This window comes from Pinirhizobacter soli, assembly GCF_015905305.1.
GTDB classification, from domain to species: domain Bacteria; phylum Pseudomonadota; class Gammaproteobacteria; order Xanthomonadales; family Rhodanobacteraceae; genus Pinirhizobacter; species Pinirhizobacter soli.
Map to the genome: position 1 here is coordinate 421,631 of NZ_JADZLQ010000001.1, position 16,587 is coordinate 438,217.

Consider the following 16,587-nt stretch of genomic DNA (forward strand, 5'->3'; position numbering starts at 1 on the left):
AACTACTAATGCGCTATATCGCCGGCGATGCCGACGTTGCGCTCTCTTCCCGCCTGATATGTTTGATGAAACTCAAGTCGAGTTCGGCGACGCTCGACAGCACCACGTGGGCGTCAGCCAGTACATGGGGCTGGCCGATGCCCACTGCCGCCATCCCTGCGGCGAGAATGCTGGCGATGCCAGCCGCGGCGTCCTCCACGCCGAGACACTCTTGCGGGTCCACGCCAAGGGCGTTTGCCGCGCTAAGGAATATTTCCGGATGGGGCTTCGAATGGCCGATCAGCCCGGCATCCACGACATGGTCGAACAGCTTGGCAATGCCCAGGCGGTCCAGCAACAACGGCGCATTGCGGCTGGCTGACGCAAGGCCCACCTTCAGCCCCTGGCGCCGCGCCGCTTCGATCGCCTGCCGCGCACCGGGAAGCAGGTCATGCGGGCCCATCACCTGCACCTGGGCCTTGTAGTAGTCGTTCTTGCGTTCGGCGAGTGCGAATTTTTCTTCCATGCTGAAGGCACGGCCGGCGTTCTCCAGCAGGATGTCGAGCGATCCCATGCGGTCGACGCCCTTGAGCCTTTCGCCCATGCCTTCGCCGAAGGACACGCCGATCTCGCCGGCAAGGCGCTTCCACGCCGCATCGTGCACCACGGCGGTGTCGGCGATCACGCCGTCCAGGTCGAAGATCACCGCCTTCAGCGGCCGGGCCAATGCCGGCGCCGGTGCCGGCAACGCCGGCAGTGCAAGGCGTACGGATTGCCCGGCCTGGAGGGTCTGCGGTACGCCGCCATGGGCGAAGGCAAGATGCTCGCCGCGAGTGAGGGTATACAGCACGCCCGTGGCGTCCACTTCAACGCGCAGGTGGCAGCCCTGCCAATGCAGGCCGAACCGGTAGTAATTCCATGCCTTGGGCAATTGCGGCGCCAACCACGGCTTGCCATGGCGCACGCGCAGCCCACCGAAGCCCCAGGTCAACGCCAGTTGGCTGCCGGCCATGGCCGCCATGTGCACGCCGTGCGCTGCATTGCCATGCAGGTCGTCCAGATCCACGCGCAGCGTGTCCAGGAAATAGTCGTAGGCCTTGTCGGCATGGCCAACTTCCGCAGCCATCACGGCGAATGTCGACGCCGAAAGCGTCGAGTCGTGCACGGTGACGCCTTCGTAATAGTCGAAGTTGCGCCGCTTGGCCGCCACGCCCACGTGCTCACCGGCAAGCATCAGCGCCAACAGCGCATCAGCCTGCTTGCACACCTGGTAGCGGTAGATGGTCAAAGGATGCAGGCGCAACAGCAACGGTTGCTTGTTGGTGTGATCCTGGAAGTTCGCTGGCAGCCGCGGCTTGTCGAGGAAACCATCGTCCTGCGGATAGATATCCAGTGCCGCATCCGTGGGCAGGTACATCATCGCTGCCGCCTGCCGCCACTGCGCCACTTCGAAATCGGTCAGGCACAGGCGCGCGGCGAGCGCGTCGAACCGTTCCGGATGCGCCTGGGCCATCCAGCGCGCCGTGCCGGCCGCATCGGCAAGATGCCGCTGCGCCATGCGGTTGGTATAGAAATTGTTGTTCACCAGCGCCGAATATTCATCCGGGCCGGTCACTTCGTGGATGCAGAACGCGCCATCGTGGCGGTCGCTGAAGTGACCTACGTCGCGCCACACTCGCGCGGTCTCGAAGAGTATCTCGGCGCCCTCGTCCAGCATGAAGCCGTCGTCGCCGCTGACATCCCAGTAGTGGCGAACCGCCCAGGCCACGGCGGCATTGATGTGGTACTGCGCCGAACCTGAGGGAAAGTAAGACGAACACTCATCGCCGCTGATCGTGCGCCAGGCGTACAGCGCGCCGCTTGCGTGGTCCATCTCACGGGCATGGGCACGGGCACGATCAAGCGTGCGATAGCGGTACGCCAGCATGTTGCGTGCAATCTCCGGCGCCACCGGCGCCAGCGCGGGCAGCATGAAGACCTCGGTGTCCCAGAAATAATGCCCCTCGTAACCTTCGCCGGTGAGGCCCTTGGCAGCGGTGCTGCCGCTGCTGTCGCGCCCGGACGACTGATAAAGATGGAACAGGTTGAAGCGCAGGGACTGTTCCACCAGGGCGTCGTCGCAGCCAAGGTCAACTTCATTCCAGAAGCGTTCCAATGTACCGGTCTGCTGCACCAGCAACGCCGGGAAACCCATCGCGCCGGCGCGGTCCAGTACCGCTTCGGCCAACGCATGCAAACGTTCCGCTGCACTTCCATGGCCCGGATCGGTCCATGCATAGCCGACATTTTTCTCGATCGACACGCCCTGCCCGGGAGCCAGCGTGCCGCTGAACACCTGCACCACGCCGCGCGGCGTGCTCTTGCAGGCGCCGATGGCAAGGTCGCCCTCGATCACGCGGTGGCGTTGCGCGCACACCAGGGAAATGTCGCTATGGGTGGTCCGCTGCATCACCCAGGCCGATCGTTCGTCGGCATGGGCGTCGACCAGGTGCAAGCCACCTTCAATCTGTGCGCCGATGCGCGGGTCGTCGCCCTGCTCCACCGGAGCCTTGCCCGCGTCGATGGACGATTCCAGCGTGATGGGGCCTTGGTAGTCCACCGAGATCACCTGGTAGCGCATCGCCAGCAGGCCCGGCTCGTCCAGCGCGGCAAGGCGCTCGGCGATGATGTCCAGCGTCTGCCCCGACGCACTGCGCCAGCGCAGGGTCCGCCGGAAGACGCCGCGGCGCATATCCAGTTCACGGGTAAAGTCCAGCCACTGGCCCTGCGCCAGGTCTACAAGCGTATCGCCCAGTCGCAGGCGGATAGCGGTGCCGTCGGCCACCGGCACGCGGGTATCGGTATGCCGGGCAAAGCCGGAAAACCTCTCGTGGTAGTGGATCGGCGAACGTTCCCAAATGCCAGCGATGAAACTGCGTTGGCTGTGGTTGCCGCCTTCCTCCAAGCCGCCTCGCACACCCAGCGCGCCATTGGCTACGGCGAAGAGGCTTTCTTCCTGGGCGAAGGCGGAAGGGTCGGTGCCCTGGCGGCGCAGCACCCAGGGATCGCATTTCCCTGCGCTGGGAATTTCTGCCAAGGGAGCGGTGGCGCTGATCGGCACGTTAACGGATTCCCGGCACGTCGGTTGTTATCGATATCATTACCCGTAAACGATTGCATCCCGCCACAGGCGAGCGAACTGTGCCAGCGATTGTTATCGATATCAAGCCGTCCGAACGAAGTAACTTCACGGTAGCGTCACACCGTCGTTACATATTGCAGTGCACAATTACAGGTTGGCTGAATTCCCGGCGCCGATAAGGCACCATGGCCGCGGCCAGGCAACCATGCGGACGCCATGGTTGCGACAGCACACAGGGAACCCAAGCCGTTGAGCCGGACGACTAAAGCCACTGCAGGTCGCGTGCTGCCGTCCAGCCCTACCATGGCAGACCTCGCACGCCTGTCGGGCGTGTCGAAGATCACCGTTTCCCGCGCCCTGGGCGACAGCCCTCTGGTCAATGCCCAGACCCGTGATCGCATCCAGTCGATTGCCCGCGAGCATGGCTACAAACTGAACGTCAATGCGCGCAACCTGCGGCTGCGCCGCAGCCATACCGTTGCCGTGATCGTAGAGATGAAGCCCACGGCGCAACGCGGCATGTTCGATCCCTACCCGCTTGCCCTGCTCGGCGGCATCTCGCAGGAGCTCACCGCCGCCGGCTACAGCGTGCTGTTGACTACGCGCCAGGGTGCCACGGTAGCGGCGGTGCAGGCAGCCGACGGCCTGATCCTGCTCGGCCAGGGCGCGAACCAGGAAGCGGTACGCCGCTTCGACCGCCTGGGGTTGCCTATGGCGGTATGGGGCGCCACGTCGGTGGCCGGTTCCCACGTCACCATCGGCAGCGACAACCGCGGCGGCGGCGCGCGCGTGGCGGAACATTTCTTCGCCCTGGGAAGGCGGCAACCGATCTTCATCGGCAATCCCAGCCATCCGGAAATCTTCGACCGCCTCAACGGTTTCGTCGACACACTGGCCGCACGCGGCATCAAGCCATTGCTACTTAAGCGGGACGAATTCACTCCCGAATCAGGTGCCGAGGCCGTCCAGGCGTTGCATGCACGCGGCGTGGCCTTCGACGCCATCTTCGCCTGCAACGACTTGCTGGCGATGGGTGCCATCCGCGCCGCCGTCGAACTGGGCAAGTCCGTTCCCCGCGATGTTTCGGTGGTGGGCTACGACGATATGCCCGCGGGCGCCACGTTCCTCCCGGCCCTGTCCACCGTGCGCCAGGACTGGCAGCTCGGCGGCACACTGCTCGCTCGCAAGGTGCTGGGCCTGATTGGCCACGAAGACGCCGAATCGGAGAGCCTGCCTGTTGAACTGGTGATCCGCGGCACCTGAGATCGTAACGCCAGGGGAAACAATGCGTGCGCGCGGCGAACGTTTCCATCCACGCTCGGGCAACCTACATTGGGTGCATGGACACCAACGCTTCCCCTACTGCCCCCGCCCTATTCATTTCCCACGGAGCGCCCACCTTTGCCCTTCAACCTGGCCAGCTTGGCCCGGTACTGACAGCGGCAGGACGGCGCATGGGAACGGTGAAGGCGGTACTTATCGTCTCGCCACACTGGACGACGCGCGGTGTGCGCGTAGCCACAACACCCGCACCCGACACGATCCACGATTTCGGCGGGTTTCCCGAACCGCTTTACCAGCTGAGCTATCGGGCGCCGGGCGCACCCGATTGGGCCGCGCATGCCGTGCAGTTGCTCGAATCGGCCGGTTTCGCCGCCGAGCCCGATGCCGGGCGCGGGCTTGACCATGGCGCATGGGTGCCACTGCGGTATCTGTTGCCCGAGGCGAACACGCCGGTGTTCCAGGTGTCCATGCCGCGCGACTTCGATACCGCAGCAGCCTTGCGCATGGGCCGCGCACTGGCGCCGCTGCGGGCGCAGGGCGTGGCGATCGTGGGTTCGGGAAGCCTCACCCACAACCTCTATGAGGTATTCCACGGCGGCAAGGAAGCGCCCTATGCGCAGGCATTTGCCAACTGGACGACCCGGGCAGTACTGGGCGGCGACACCGATGCGCTGCTGCATTACCGCGTGCATGCGCCGTCCGCCGAGCGTGCACATCCCACCGAGGAACATTTCCTGCCACTCATGGTGGCCGCCGGTGCAGCCACCGAAGGCGAACAGGCGCAGCTGCTTCCCGGCGGCATGACCTACGGCGTGCTGGCGATGGATTCCTATGCGTGGGGGCTGCCCCTTCCCGACGCTGCTTGAGCCACAATGGCCGCCACCGCCGTATCGCGGCGATCATGGCGAGTCGATGAAGGGAAGGACGTGGATACAGGTGGGCCTGGCGCTGGCACTACTGGCGCTGGCCATAGGTACCCTGGTGCACCTGTCCAGGACCATGTCCTGGGCGAGCCTGCATAAGTCCTTCGCCGATACCTCGTGGTCGAGCATGCTGATCGCGCTGGGCGCCACGGTGGCGAGCTTCACCGTGCTGGCGCTGTACGAGCGCTACGCCACGCAGGCGGTGGTTCCCGGACGCATCCCGCCAGGCCAGTCGCTCTCGGTGGGCTGGATGGCCCATGCGCTGTCGAACACGCTGGGCTTCCATGCATTCACCGGCGGTGCCGTGCGCTACCGGGCCTATAAGGCACGCGGACTCAATGCGATCGACATCGGCAGCATCGTCACCCTGGTCGGGATCAGTGTGGGCCTCGGTTCCGGTGGCCTGCTTGCGATCACCATGATCATCGCGCCGGAAGATCCCTGGACCCACCGTGTGGCCGGCGCGATCATCGCTATTGCCCTGCTGGCCACCATCTGGTGGCTGCCCGCGGCTAGCGGCAAGAAGCCGTTCCGTAACGTCACGGTACCCCGCATCCGCCGCGCCTGGCTTGCACAACAGCTGGTGTTGGGGCTTATCGAAGCCACGGCCGCGGCGATCGCCTTCTACATCCTGCTGCCTAAGGGCGCGGTGCCCAGTTTCACCGGCCTGGTGCCGGTGCTGGTGATCGGCGTGCTGATCGGCATCGTCAGTCATTCGCCCGGTGGCCTTGGCGTGTTCGAGGCTACCGTGCTCGCCGCCCTGCCCTCGGTACCGGGCGAGGAAGTGCTGGCCGCGCTGGTGCTCTACCGCCTGATCTACAACCTGCTTCCGTGCACTGCGGCGGTGATGGTGTTCAGCTGGCAATACTTCCTGCGCAAGCGCCTGGCCAACCAGCCGGCGCCGGGCGAAGCATAAGGCAAGCAACGGCTAGTTCGACGGCGGATAGGTCCGCAACAGGCGTCTTTGGCGAAGGAACAACGACGCGAGCCTCCATCCGCTTACCGGGGCGTTGCCACGGGCTCGGGCCATGGCAGCGAGCCGGAAAAGCATCCGTTGCTTGGCGAAGACGATGCGGTAGACGTCGCTGATGCCATAGCGTGGATCCCACGCATGCACGGCCTCGGAACCTGCACCGTTGACTTCCATGATGGTGAATTCCCCCGCGGCCAGCGCCGCTGGCGTGGCATATCGGACATCGAAACGTCCCACGTGGAAATCACCCATGTCCCGGGCGATCTCGTCGACTTTCTCGGCCAGTGCCGCCGTGCGAAACCGCGCACCGTCTTCGTAACCGCCACCTACCCGCGTGGAGGCAACAGTCGCCACGCGCACCTGTTCACCCTTTGCGGGAATGTATCGTGGATCGAACGACGAGGCGTGATGCGAATCGTGCATGCCACGCCGCGCGCGGATATCGCGCCACGCCAGGGTGCCGATATCGTCGACACCGTTACCGACCACACTGGGAAATGCACGCAACAGGATAGCGAAGAGTTCGCCATGCGATTGCCCGGGTTCGCGCGTATAGAACAGCCCGGCTTCGCCAGGTTCGTCCAGGTACCGTTGCAGGATGAAATCCTCGCCTTCGGGAAAACGATCCAGGTAATCGGCAAGCCCCGCATCGTCATCGATGCGTCGCACGCCAAATCCGCACCAGCCGATCTCGGGCTTGGCGACCACCGGGTAGGCCAGGCCCGCGTCACGGAGCCCGGCCGCAAGGCCCTGGACATCGCACTCGGCGAACTTCTTGCAGCTGATGTACGGTGCCGTTGCGGCCTTCGCCAGCGGCCCCATCGCACGGAAATATTCGGACTTGCCTTCACCGACCAAGCCACCGGCAGTGATGCCAGGGTTGAGCGCCGATGGCAATGTCAGGCTTCGATACCCGATGCCCAGCCAGCACCACTGCGCCACCATCGGCACCAGGTTCAGCCATTTGGGCAGTCGCTCGAAGCGGCCAATTCGCGGGGCTGCCGCCAGTGGCCGTGCAAGGCGTCGGCCAAGCTCAGTCATCGTTGTGCACCAGGTAGTCGATTGGCTTGTAGGCGAAGTTGTTCGACTGCCCGGCCGAACAGGCGGTGAGCCCGACGATAAGGTCCATCCGTGCCTCGAACACGGTGCAGTCGCCGGCGCGGCTAAGCGGTGGTTCCACCGTGATGCTGCCATCGGCATGCACCGGGACGTTCATGAACACGTTGAAGGCCACCGGGATCTGATCGCCACTGATGCCATAGGGCGCCAGGGCCGCGGCAAGGTTGCCGAAACATCCGCGGTGCGGTTCGCTATCGCCGTAGAGCTTGCGGAACATCTCCGCCGAGCATGGCGTCAAGAGGAAATCGTGCCGCCCGACGTGGTCCTCGCCGATACGGAACATGGCCCGGCTGCGGTTGGAATAGAGCTCGTCCCCAGTGGAAAGATAGATTTTCCCCGCATAGTCGATGCTCCGGCCCGAGGAAATGACTTCCCGGGGATCGTCCAGGTTGAAGGCAACCAGGTCCGCCACCTGCTCGCCAAAGGGATCAGTGACTACCAGCCGTTGGCCGGCCTTCATCGGGAATGCAACGCCGCTACGTGGGGGGATGCGTGGCATGACTACCTGTGACGGGGGATTCACCTTCGATGCTATGAGCAGTTGGCGTAACTCCCCGTGAAAAAAACGGGCGCCCGAAGGCGCCCGCTGTGGTGATCCGTCACCGCTTCCAGTCCGTTGGGCCGCGGCGTCCCTGCCGCGGTGACTTACCCGTAGCCGATCAGTCTCCCAGGACGACACCCACGCCCATGCGGAAGATCGGCGAATCACCAGCCGCGGCCGACATGCCCGCGTTGAAGTTCACCCGACCGGTATCGTTCCAGCGCGACACGCCCACGCCCAGGGCGGACTCACCGCGATAGTTCGCGACACCAGCGTTGAGCACCGTCTTGCCGGGCATGTACGGCGTGACGTTGATCAAGGCCGCGGAAGCGGCGATGCCACGGTTGGCCTGGCGCTGCACCTCGCCGATCCGGCGGTTCACGCCGTCGAAGCGATCGTCGGTGTAACGGTTGGCCGTCGCCAGCGCATCCTGCACCTGGCCCCAGTTGGCGGCGTCGGTACGCTGCGAACCGGCCGCAACGTTGCTCACCACGCGCTCATGGCCTGCCGAGCCCACCGACACCGTGTCGGCGCGATCAGCCACGGACCCGGCACCGATGGCCACCGAATTGTCGGCCGTGGCCGAGGCGCCGGTACCCGCGGCAACGCTGTCCTTGCCGGTGGCAGAAGCTGGGCCACCGTCACCGTTGGCGGCGAAGGCCGGGTCACGACCACCCTCGCCATTGCCGGGCGCCGGTACGGGGGACGGCATGGCTGGACCGTTGCCGGGAGCAGCGTTGTTCTGGATATTGATCGACATGTTGGTCACGCTATCACCCAGCTGGTTTACCTGGTCCTGCAGGATCCACAACTGGCTGCCGTTGACGGCATCGGTGCTGGTGGAGGACACAAGACCCGCCATGACGTTGGTCAGCTTCGTGCCGCCCAGGCCACCGAAGGTCACCGAGCCACGGTTGGAGCCGGCGTCGTAGACCACGGCGTCAAGCGTGCTGCCGTCGCCGCCGACGAGGCCGGCCTTCTTCAGCTGCCCGACGTTCACCGCATCGGTGTCGTCCGAACCCTCAGACACGCCCTTGAGCTGACGCGTGCCGTCGGTGCCGGTGAAGTCAACGACCGTACCGCCGCTCGCCGCCGCCACCGTCACGCTCGCATTCGCACCGGCCTGCTGGACCAAGCCCACCGAACCGTTGTTGATGCGGTCGCCCAGGTCGATGATGTCGCCTTCGTTCTTGGTGACACGGCCATCGAGATTGACAATATCGCCCTCGCTCTTCGTGACGCGCTCATTGGTCGCGAACAGCTGCGAACCATTCACCGCCTCCGCACTCGTCGCCGACAGTTCACCCGCGGCCACACCCGCCAGCTTGCGAGCGCCGTCCGTGCCGGCGAAATTCACCCGCCCGCCGTCCGTACCCGCAGCCACCGTGATATCGCGGCTGGTCTCATCCTGCTGCACCAGGCCGATCGAGCCGCTGCCCAGCTGCTTGCGGATATCGACGATGTCGCCTTCGTTCGTCGTCACGCGGCCGTCGAGGTTGGTAACGTTGGTTTCGGTGCTGGTCACGCGGTCGCCGATGGTAACGATGTCGCCTTCGTTCTTGGTCACGCGGCTGCCGATGGTGACGATATCGCCTTCGTTCTTGGTCACGCGGTCGCCGATGGTGACGATGTCGCCTTCGTTCTTGGTCACGCGCTCATTGGTTGCGAACAGCTGCGAACCGTTCACCGCCTCAGCACTCGTCGCCGACAGTTCACCCGCGGCCACACCCGCCAGCTTGCGAGCGCCGTCCGTGCCGGCGAAATTCACCCGGCCGCCATCCGTACCCGCGGCCACCGTGATGTCGCGGCTGGTCGCATCCTGTTGCACCAGGCCGATCGAACCGCTGCCCAGCTGCTTGCGGATATCGACGATGTCGCCTTCGTTCGTCGTAACGCGGCCGTCGAGGTTGGTAATGTTGGTTTCGGTGCTGGTCACGCGGTCGCCGATGGTAACGATGTCGCCTTCGTTCTTGGTCACGCGCTTGCCGACAGTGACGATATCGCCTTCGGTCTTGGTCACGCGGTCGCCGATGGTCACAATGTCGCCCTCGTTCTTGGTGACGCGGCCGTCGAGCTGGGTCGTATTGGCATTGAGCTGACCCAGGGCGTCGCCCACGTTGTCCACCGTCTTGTTGCCACCCTTGCCCAGGTCGGCCACGGTGTAGCTCGGCCGGTTGATCGTGCCGTCCGCTTTGACGGTCGAACCACCACCCAGCGAGCCGGCGACGCTTTGCGCCGTGCCCTTGAGCTGGGAAACATTCACCCCATCGGTATCGGCGGTGCCAGCGGCCAGGTTGATGATCTTGCGCTGCGTTGTGGCGTTACCCACTGACACCGTATTGGCCGTGGTCGCAGTTGAGCCCGCACCCAAGGCAACCGCATTGGAAGCAGTTGCGCTGGCGCCATTACCGAGCGCGATGCTGTTGCTGGCTTCGACGGTAGTCGAAGAGGTCACCTTAGCGCCGTTACCGATGGCGATACTATTATTGGCATGCTGTGCACTCGAGGCCGTAACCTTCGCCCCGGTACCGATGGCCAGGCTGTTGTCCGCATTGCCCGTGCCGGTAGCACCCGTCGTCGATACGGCCGCGCCATTACCCAGCGCCATGCTGCCGTTCGCGGTGCGCCCGTCACCGGCGGTTACCGTGGACTGGTTCCCCAAGGCGATGCCGGACGATGCGTTGGCGCCTACGTCCGCACGAATACCGAAAGCAACCGACGAGCCACCGGCGGCGCTCGCCAGATAGCCGACCGCCGAGGCGCCATTGGCGCTACGGGTACCCGTGCCGATCGACACGCCAAAATTAGCGTTGCTCTTGTTACCATCCTTGTCGACACCCGCTCGCGCATCTTCGCCGATGGCGACGGCGCCGGCGTTGTAGGACGCGGCCTTGACGCCCATCGCGATACTGCTCTGCAGGTTCGCGGAAGTGCCGGATTCGGCCACGGCGTTGTTGCCGATGGCAATGGCGCCCGCACTGAGTGTCTTCAGGGCCTTGGCATTGCTGCCGATCGCAATGGCATTGGCGCCCGCGGCGCTGGCATCGTCCGTGCCGTCGTTCTTGCCATTGGCCTTGAAATAACGGGTCGCCGCGGTCACGCGAGCATCGACATTGGTCACGTTCGAGTTCAGCTGGCCCAGTGCATCGCCGACGTTGTTCACCGTCTTGTTGCCGCCGTTGGCGAGGTCCGCCAAGGTGTAGCTTGGCGCCTTGACGGTGCCGTCCGGATTGACCGAGGCGCTGCCGCCCAGGGCATCGGCCACGCTCTTAGCCGTACTGTTGAGCTGGCTCACGTTCACCGCATCGGTGTTTTGCGTACCAGCGGCAACATTGACGACCTGGCGCTGCCCGCCGGCCGCCGTCGTGCCCACCGATACCGTATTGGCGCGATTGGCGCTGCTTCCGTTGCCGATCGCTACGGCACTGCTGGCTGTCGCGGCAACCTGCGCGCCGCTGCCGATCGCCGTGCCACCCGCGGCCACGACCGAGGTGCCGGCACCGAACGCCGTGGCATCGTTCTGGGTGGCCTTGGCGCCACGCCCGAATGCCGCGGTCCGGTCGCCAGTGGCATTGGCCGAGTCGCCCAATGCCGCCGCGCCGTCGCCGTCCGCCACCGCATGGGTGCCCACCGCCGTGGCGCTCCACTCATCTTTCACAACCGAAGTGGCCTTCGCGCCCCAGCCGATCGCCGTCGCACCGCTCGCACCCGTCGCGGAAGCCCCGGAGCCGATCGCCGTCTGGGCGAGGCCGGCGACCACGTTGGCAGTATCAATACCCGCTCGGGCACCGTTGCCGATCGCCACGGAATTCTGCGTTGCAGCGTAGCTGTCGCCGCCCACGGCCGTGGCATAGAACGTCGTGGCCTGGGCGCCGCTACCCACGGCGGTGGATTTCGTATCGCTGGTCGAGCTGATGCCAGCGCTCGCGCCCTGCCCAATGGCGGTATTGGTCGCGTTGCCCTTGTCGTCGGCGGCACCGCCGACGAAGAATGGCGTCATCACCAGTTCGTTGGAAGCCGTTTCATGCGGATCTTCGCCAACCACAGACGAGGGCGCGGTGACGTCGGCGGCGTACACGCTGGACGCGCCGATGCCTGCCATCGCACCGATCACGGCGAGCGAAAGCATGGCGGTCTTCAGGGAGGATTTCTTCTTGCGGCCCTTGGCCAGTTCAGAGGCAACGACCCACTTACCCAGGGTCACGTTCCAGACGATGCGATAGATGGTATTCATGATGGTTATTCCCGATTGCGATGAATGTCGTGCGCTGCACGGCGCACTGGCAATTCACAAGGGGGAGTCCGTCCTAGACGCCGGGGGTGCGCATGGGCGGGTTCGAGTCCCTCGAGCCGCTTGATCCCATGTACTTGCGAAGGCGTCCGGCAGGGCAAAGACCCTGTCGGCGAACGCATCCTCTCCGACGGGCGCATCTGGACCCATGGAAGAAAGCTCAAATTCCCCCGGGTACGAAAACGGGCCGGCGAGAACATCTCGCCGACCCGAATTTTCTTCTTAAATTCAAATACTTAAGTAATTACCCCGGGGTTGGAATTTTTCTCAATCTGAGCGCCTGGAACGCACGTAATCGAAGATCTGGGCGTCGCTGGTGAGCCCCAGTTTGCGCATCGCACTGGTCTTCTGCTGGCTCACCGTGGACATCCCCCGGGAGGTGGAGCGGGCGATTTCGGTAACGCTCATGCCTTCGCTGAAGAGTTTCAGGATCTGCAGCTCCCGCGGGGAGAGGTCCTCGAGCGTGGCTACCCGGATGTCCAGGGACCGCCGCCTGCCTGCCAGTGCGTCGACGTTCTTGCTGAGGTAACGATCCCCTCGGTGGGCGGCAAGGATCGCTTGCGGAATCTCATTGACGTCGCTGGTCTTGTCGACCAGGCCCGTGGCGCCGGCGTCGATCATTTCCCGGTAAAGGGCGGCATTCATCACCGCAGTGACCACCACGACGGGTAAATCCGGCCACCCTGACCGGATATCGTCGATCAAGCCCAGGCCATCGCGATGGCCCTCCCCGGGCATGCGGTAGTCGGTCACCAGCACGTCGCAGGGTGTACTCGCCAGCAGGTCGAGCAGGCCCTGCGGGGTGGTGGCCTCGCCCACCACCTGCCCCACCCCGGCCTGGCGAATGGCAACACTGATACCCGCCAGGATGACGGGGTGGTCATCGGCCACGATGATCCGGATATCCATCTTTTGTCCCCCGATCGGGCGTTTTTAGGTGGGCCGCATCAGATCGGCAGGAACAATCTTGCGCCTTGGCTCCTCGTCCTGCCAGCGAAGCAAGCTCAAATAATGCCCATCCCGGGGTCGGTCAGCCTCTACTATCGAAAGGAAAAACAAAGCGCCGCTTCCTAAAATTCCGTAGATTATCCGGGCACATGCCCATGGAGCTTGCCAAAGTGTCTGAAGATAATCGCCGGGCGCTCTGGCAGCGCTTTCGCCCGCTGGTCTGGCTGGGCGTGTGTTTCGTGCTGATCCAGCTGGTTATCCGCATCGTGCTGCTGGTGGCCGCGCGCGCCGACGTGTCGGCAGGATCCTGGCCCCGGGTGTTCGGCCTGGGCCTTGGCTACGACCTCATCGTCTTCCTGTACCTGGCGTGGCCGGTGCTGCTTTATCTGTGGCTGGTGCCGCAACGGGTGTACCTGTCGACGGTGCAGCGCTGGCTCACCCTCGTCTTCAGCTTCGCGTGGCTTTACACGCTGATGTTCATCGCCCTGTCCGAATGGACGTTCTGGGGCGAATTCGCCACGCGCTTCAATTTCATCGCCGTGGACTACCTCATCTATACCACCGAGGTGGTGGGCAACATCCGCGAGTCGTACCCGGTGGTCCGCTGGATGACGGAGCTGGCGATCGTGGCGCTGGTGGTGGTGTGGCTTACGCGCCGGGTGCTCGCCCCGCGCGACGACGGCAGCCGTTTCGGGGCGCGGACCCTGGTGGTACTGGCGTGGCTCGTTGTCACCGTGGCGGTGTCTTTTGGCGTGACCTCCGTGGCAAAGAACACGTCCGGCAACGCCTATGTCGATGCCCTGTCAGGCGACGGCATCTACGAGTTCGTCGCCGCCTTCCGCAACAGCCGGCTGGACTACCCGCACTTCTACAAGACCTTGCCCGATGCCGAGGTCGCCGCCACCCTGCGCCAGCAGCTGAAGACACCCGACGCTGAGTTCGTGTCGAACGATCCGAACGACATCACCCGCAAGATCACCCACGAAGGTCCTGAGAAGCACCTCAACGTGGTGCTGATCAGCGTGGAGAGCCTTTCGGGCGAATACCTGCGGTCGCTTGGTGGTACGAGGGACGTCTCGCCCAACCTCGACGCTCTCTCGTCGCAAAGCCTGTTCTTCACCAACCTGTATGCCAATGGCACGCGCACGGTGCGCGGCCTTGAGGCGCTCACCCTTAGCGTGCCGCCAACGCCGGGCGATTCGCTGGTGAAGCAGAAAGGCAACGAGAACCTGCATTCGCTCGCCGACATCTTCAACGAGCGCGGCTATGAGTCGAAGTTCGTCTACGGTGGCTACGGCTACTTCGACAACATGAACTACTTCTTCGCCAACAACGGCTACGGCGTGGCCGACCGCACGGCGATCGGCAAGGACATCCCCATCCACAGCGAGAATGTCTGGGGCGTCGCCGACGAAGACCTCTACACCCTGGCATTGCAGCAGATGGACAAGGCGCAGGCCGACGGCAAGCCGTTCTTCCTGCACATCATGACCACGTCGAACCATCGGCCCTTCACCTATCCCGAAGGGCGCGTGCAGGGCAAGCAGGGCACGCGCACCGGCGCGCTTCGCTACAACGACTGGGCCATCGCCGATTTCATCAAGCGTGCGCGCGCCAAGCCCTATTTCGACGACACGGTGTTCGTGATCACCGCCGACCATTGCGCCGCCAGCGCGGGCAAGAGCTCGATCCCGGTGAACCGCTACCACATCCCGCTGTTGATCTACGCGCCGAAGTGGATCACGCCGCGCCACGAAGACCGCCTGATGTCGCAGATCGACATCGGCCCCACCTTGCTGGGCCTGCTCAACTTCAGCTACACCAGCCACTTCTTCGGCTACGACCTGATGGCGCTGGAGCCTGGCCGCGAGCGGGCGTTTCCTTCTACCTACCAGAAGCTGGGTTATATCCACGGCGACCGGATGACCGTGCTCTCCACCCAGCAAAGCGTGGAACAGGTCAATCCGGACTTCCGCACGGGTGAAGCCACGGCCGTGCAGGCGGTGAACCAGGAGGACGTGACGAACGCCATCGCGGCCTACCAGGGGGCGGCGGAGATGTTCAAGGATGGCCGGATGCGCCACAAGCCTTGATAGCTGCCGGGTCAAGGCCTATTTATGCTGAAGCCGTGACCCACCCTATCGCCCACCTCGAAGCCTTCATCGACCGCCATCCGCGCTTGCTGGTTCTTACCGGCGCGGGCTGCAGCACCGATTCGGGCATTCCTGATTACCGTGACGCGGACGGTGCCTGGAAACGCAAGCCGCCGGTGACTTTCCAGGCCTTCACCGGCAACGACACCACGCGGCGCCGCTACTGGGCGCGAAGCCTGGTGGGCTGGCGCTACTTCGGGATGGCCAAGCCCAATGCCACGCACCGGGCGCTGGCAAGGCTGGAGGAACACGGCAAGGTCAGCCGCCTGGTCACCCAGAACGTCGACCGCCTGCACCAGAAGGCCGGCAGCCGCGATGTGGTGGATCTGCATGGCCGGCTGGACATCGTGCGTTGCCTGGCTTGCCGGCATTCGCTGGGCCGCGATGGTTTCCAGGCGGAGCTTGAGGCGTTGAATCCGGATTGGGTTTCCCTCGACGCGCTGCGTGCGCCCGACGGCGATGCGGACCTGGAAGGCTTGGACTTCGACGCTTTCGCCATTCCGCCCTGCCCCCATTGCGGCGGCATGCTCAAACCCGACGTGGTGTTCTTCGGCGAGAACATCCCCCGGCCCTGGGTGGACGACGCGCAGGCAGGGCTCGATGCCGCCGATGCGGTGCTGGTGGTGGGGTCGTCGCTGATGGTTTATTCCGGCTACCGGATCGTGCTGCAGGCGGCGCGGCGGGGGCTTCCTGTCGCGGCGCTCAACCTTGGACGTACCCGGGCCGATGAACTACTGAGCCTGAAGGTTGAGGCGCCGTGTGGGGAAAGCCTTGCCTTCCTGATGAATTAAGTAATTGCGTCAGCGTCTTGAGCGAAAGAACTCACGCAGCATCGAGGATGCTTCATCCGCCATGACGCCGCCGTCCACGGCAACGCGGTGGTTGTGGCGCTCAGAGATCAGGGTGTCGAACACGCTGCCGGCTGCACCGGTCTTCGGATCTGTGGCGCCGTAGACCACCCGCGCTATCCGGGCGTGGACGATGGCCATTGCGCACATCGCACAGGGCTCGAGGGTGACGTAGAGCGTGGAACCGGGGATCCGGTAGTTGGCGAGCTTGCGGCCAGCGCTGCGCAGGGCTTCGATCTCGGCGTGCGCCGTGGGGTCGTGGGTGCCGATGTTGCGGTTCCAGCCTTCGCCTACTGCCTCGTCGTTGAGGACCAGGACGGCACCTACGGGTACCTCGCCTTCGGCATCGCGTGCGTGTTCGGCCAGGGTGAGGGCGCGGCGCATCCAGGTTTCGTCGGTAGGCATGG

Annotated in this window: 11 protein-coding genes; 5 read left to right on the plus strand and 6 right to left on the minus strand. The window is 64.6% G+C overall.

The window, feature by feature from the left end; translation table 11 throughout:
- Positions 1–13 precede the first annotated feature (13 nt).
- Complete coding sequence (gene pgmB / locus NDK18_RS01515) at positions 14–3,079, minus strand: beta-phosphoglucomutase (protein ID WP_250626893.1); 3,066 nt, start codon at positions 3,077–3,079, stop codon at positions 14–16.
- A 324-nt stretch (positions 3,080–3,403) separates the two neighbouring features.
- Between pgmB and NDK18_RS01520 the strand changes: the two genes are divergently transcribed.
- From NDK18_RS01520 to NDK18_RS01530, 3 genes are all read left to right on the plus strand, one after another.
- Entirely contained in the window at positions 3,404–4,363 is a 960-nt protein-coding gene (locus NDK18_RS01520) for a LacI family DNA-binding transcriptional regulator (protein WP_250622824.1), read from the plus strand.
- A 191-nt stretch (positions 4,364–4,554) separates the two neighbouring features.
- Positions 4,555–5,250: a DODA-type extradiol aromatic ring-opening family dioxygenase gene (locus NDK18_RS01525; RefSeq protein ID WP_425600623.1), complete on the plus strand. Its 696-nt coding sequence runs from the start codon at positions 4,555–4,557 to the stop codon at positions 5,248–5,250.
- Between the two features lie 46 nt (positions 5,251–5,296).
- Complete coding sequence (locus tag NDK18_RS01530; protein WP_250626895.1) at positions 5,297–6,223, plus strand: lysylphosphatidylglycerol synthase domain-containing protein; 927 nt, start codon at positions 5,297–5,299, stop codon at positions 6,221–6,223.
- Positions 6,224–6,235: 12 nt separating this feature from the next.
- Here the strand turns inward: NDK18_RS01530 and NDK18_RS01535 are convergent, their stop codons facing one another.
- From NDK18_RS01535 to NDK18_RS01550, 4 genes are all read right to left on the minus strand, one after another.
- Positions 6,236–7,321: an ATP-grasp domain-containing protein gene (locus NDK18_RS01535; protein ID WP_250626896.1), complete on the minus strand. Its 1,086-nt coding sequence runs from the start codon at positions 7,319–7,321 to the stop codon at positions 6,236–6,238.
- Positions 7,314–7,898: a DUF1989 domain-containing protein gene (locus NDK18_RS01540; protein WP_250622820.1), complete on the minus strand. Its 585-nt coding sequence runs from the start codon at positions 7,896–7,898 to the stop codon at positions 7,314–7,316. The genes NDK18_RS01535 and NDK18_RS01540 overlap by 8 nt, the downstream gene beginning before the upstream one ends.
- A gap of 160 nt (positions 7,899–8,058) precedes the next feature.
- Complete coding sequence (locus NDK18_RS01545) at positions 8,059–12,174, minus strand: ESPR-type extended signal peptide-containing protein (protein WP_250626897.1); 4,116 nt, start codon at positions 12,172–12,174, stop codon at positions 8,059–8,061.
- Between the two features lie 324 nt (positions 12,175–12,498).
- Positions 12,499–13,140, minus strand: a complete 642-nt coding sequence (locus NDK18_RS01550) for a response regulator (protein WP_250626898.1) — start codon at positions 13,138–13,140, stop codon at positions 12,499–12,501.
- A gap of 209 nt (positions 13,141–13,349) precedes the next feature.
- Between NDK18_RS01550 and NDK18_RS01555 the strand changes: the two genes are divergently transcribed.
- Together NDK18_RS01555 and NDK18_RS01560 are read left to right on the plus strand one after the other, a co-directional pair.
- Positions 13,350–15,272, plus strand: a complete 1,923-nt coding sequence (locus NDK18_RS01555) for an LTA synthase family protein (RefSeq protein WP_250626899.1) — start codon at positions 13,350–13,352, stop codon at positions 15,270–15,272.
- Between the two features lie 35 nt (positions 15,273–15,307).
- Positions 15,308–16,123: an NAD-dependent protein deacetylase gene (locus tag NDK18_RS01560; RefSeq protein ID WP_250626900.1), complete on the plus strand. Its 816-nt coding sequence runs from the start codon at positions 15,308–15,310 to the stop codon at positions 16,121–16,123.
- 9 nt (positions 16,124–16,132) lie between these two features.
- On the opposite strand, the gene tadA is transcribed toward NDK18_RS01560, so the two are convergent.
- Positions 16,133–16,585 (minus strand): tRNA adenosine(34) deaminase TadA, encoded by a 453-nt coding sequence (gene tadA / locus NDK18_RS01565; RefSeq protein WP_250626901.1) that lies wholly within the window; start codon positions 16,583–16,585, stop codon positions 16,133–16,135.
- Positions 16,586–16,587: the final 2 nt, after the last annotated feature.

Coding starts and splice junctions, on each gene's coding strand:
- tadA (WP_250626901.1), bottom strand. CDS start 16,585: ATGCCTACCGACGAAACCTGGATGCGCCGCGCCCTCACCCTGGCCGAA.
- NDK18_RS01535 (WP_250626896.1), bottom strand. CDS start 7,321: ATGACTGAGCTTGGCCGACGCCTTGCACGGCCACTGGCGGCAGCCCCG.
- NDK18_RS01545 (WP_250626897.1), bottom strand. CDS start 12,174: ATGAATACCATCTATCGCATCGTCTGGAACGTGACCCTGGGTAAGTGG.
- NDK18_RS01530 (WP_250626895.1), top strand. CDS start 5,297: ATGAAGGGAAGGACGTGGATACAGGTGGGCCTGGCGCTGGCACTACTG.
- NDK18_RS01520 (WP_250622824.1), top strand. CDS start 3,404: ATGGCAGACCTCGCACGCCTGTCGGGCGTGTCGAAGATCACCGTTTCC.
- NDK18_RS01525 (WP_425600623.1), top strand. CDS start 4,555: ATGGGAACGGTGAAGGCGGTACTTATCGTCTCGCCACACTGGACGACG.
- NDK18_RS01550 (WP_250626898.1), bottom strand. CDS start 13,140: ATGGATATCCGGATCATCGTGGCCGATGACCACCCCGTCATCCTGGCG.
- NDK18_RS01540 (WP_250622820.1), bottom strand. CDS start 7,898: ATGCCACGCATCCCCCCACGTAGCGGCGTTGCATTCCCGATGAAGGCC.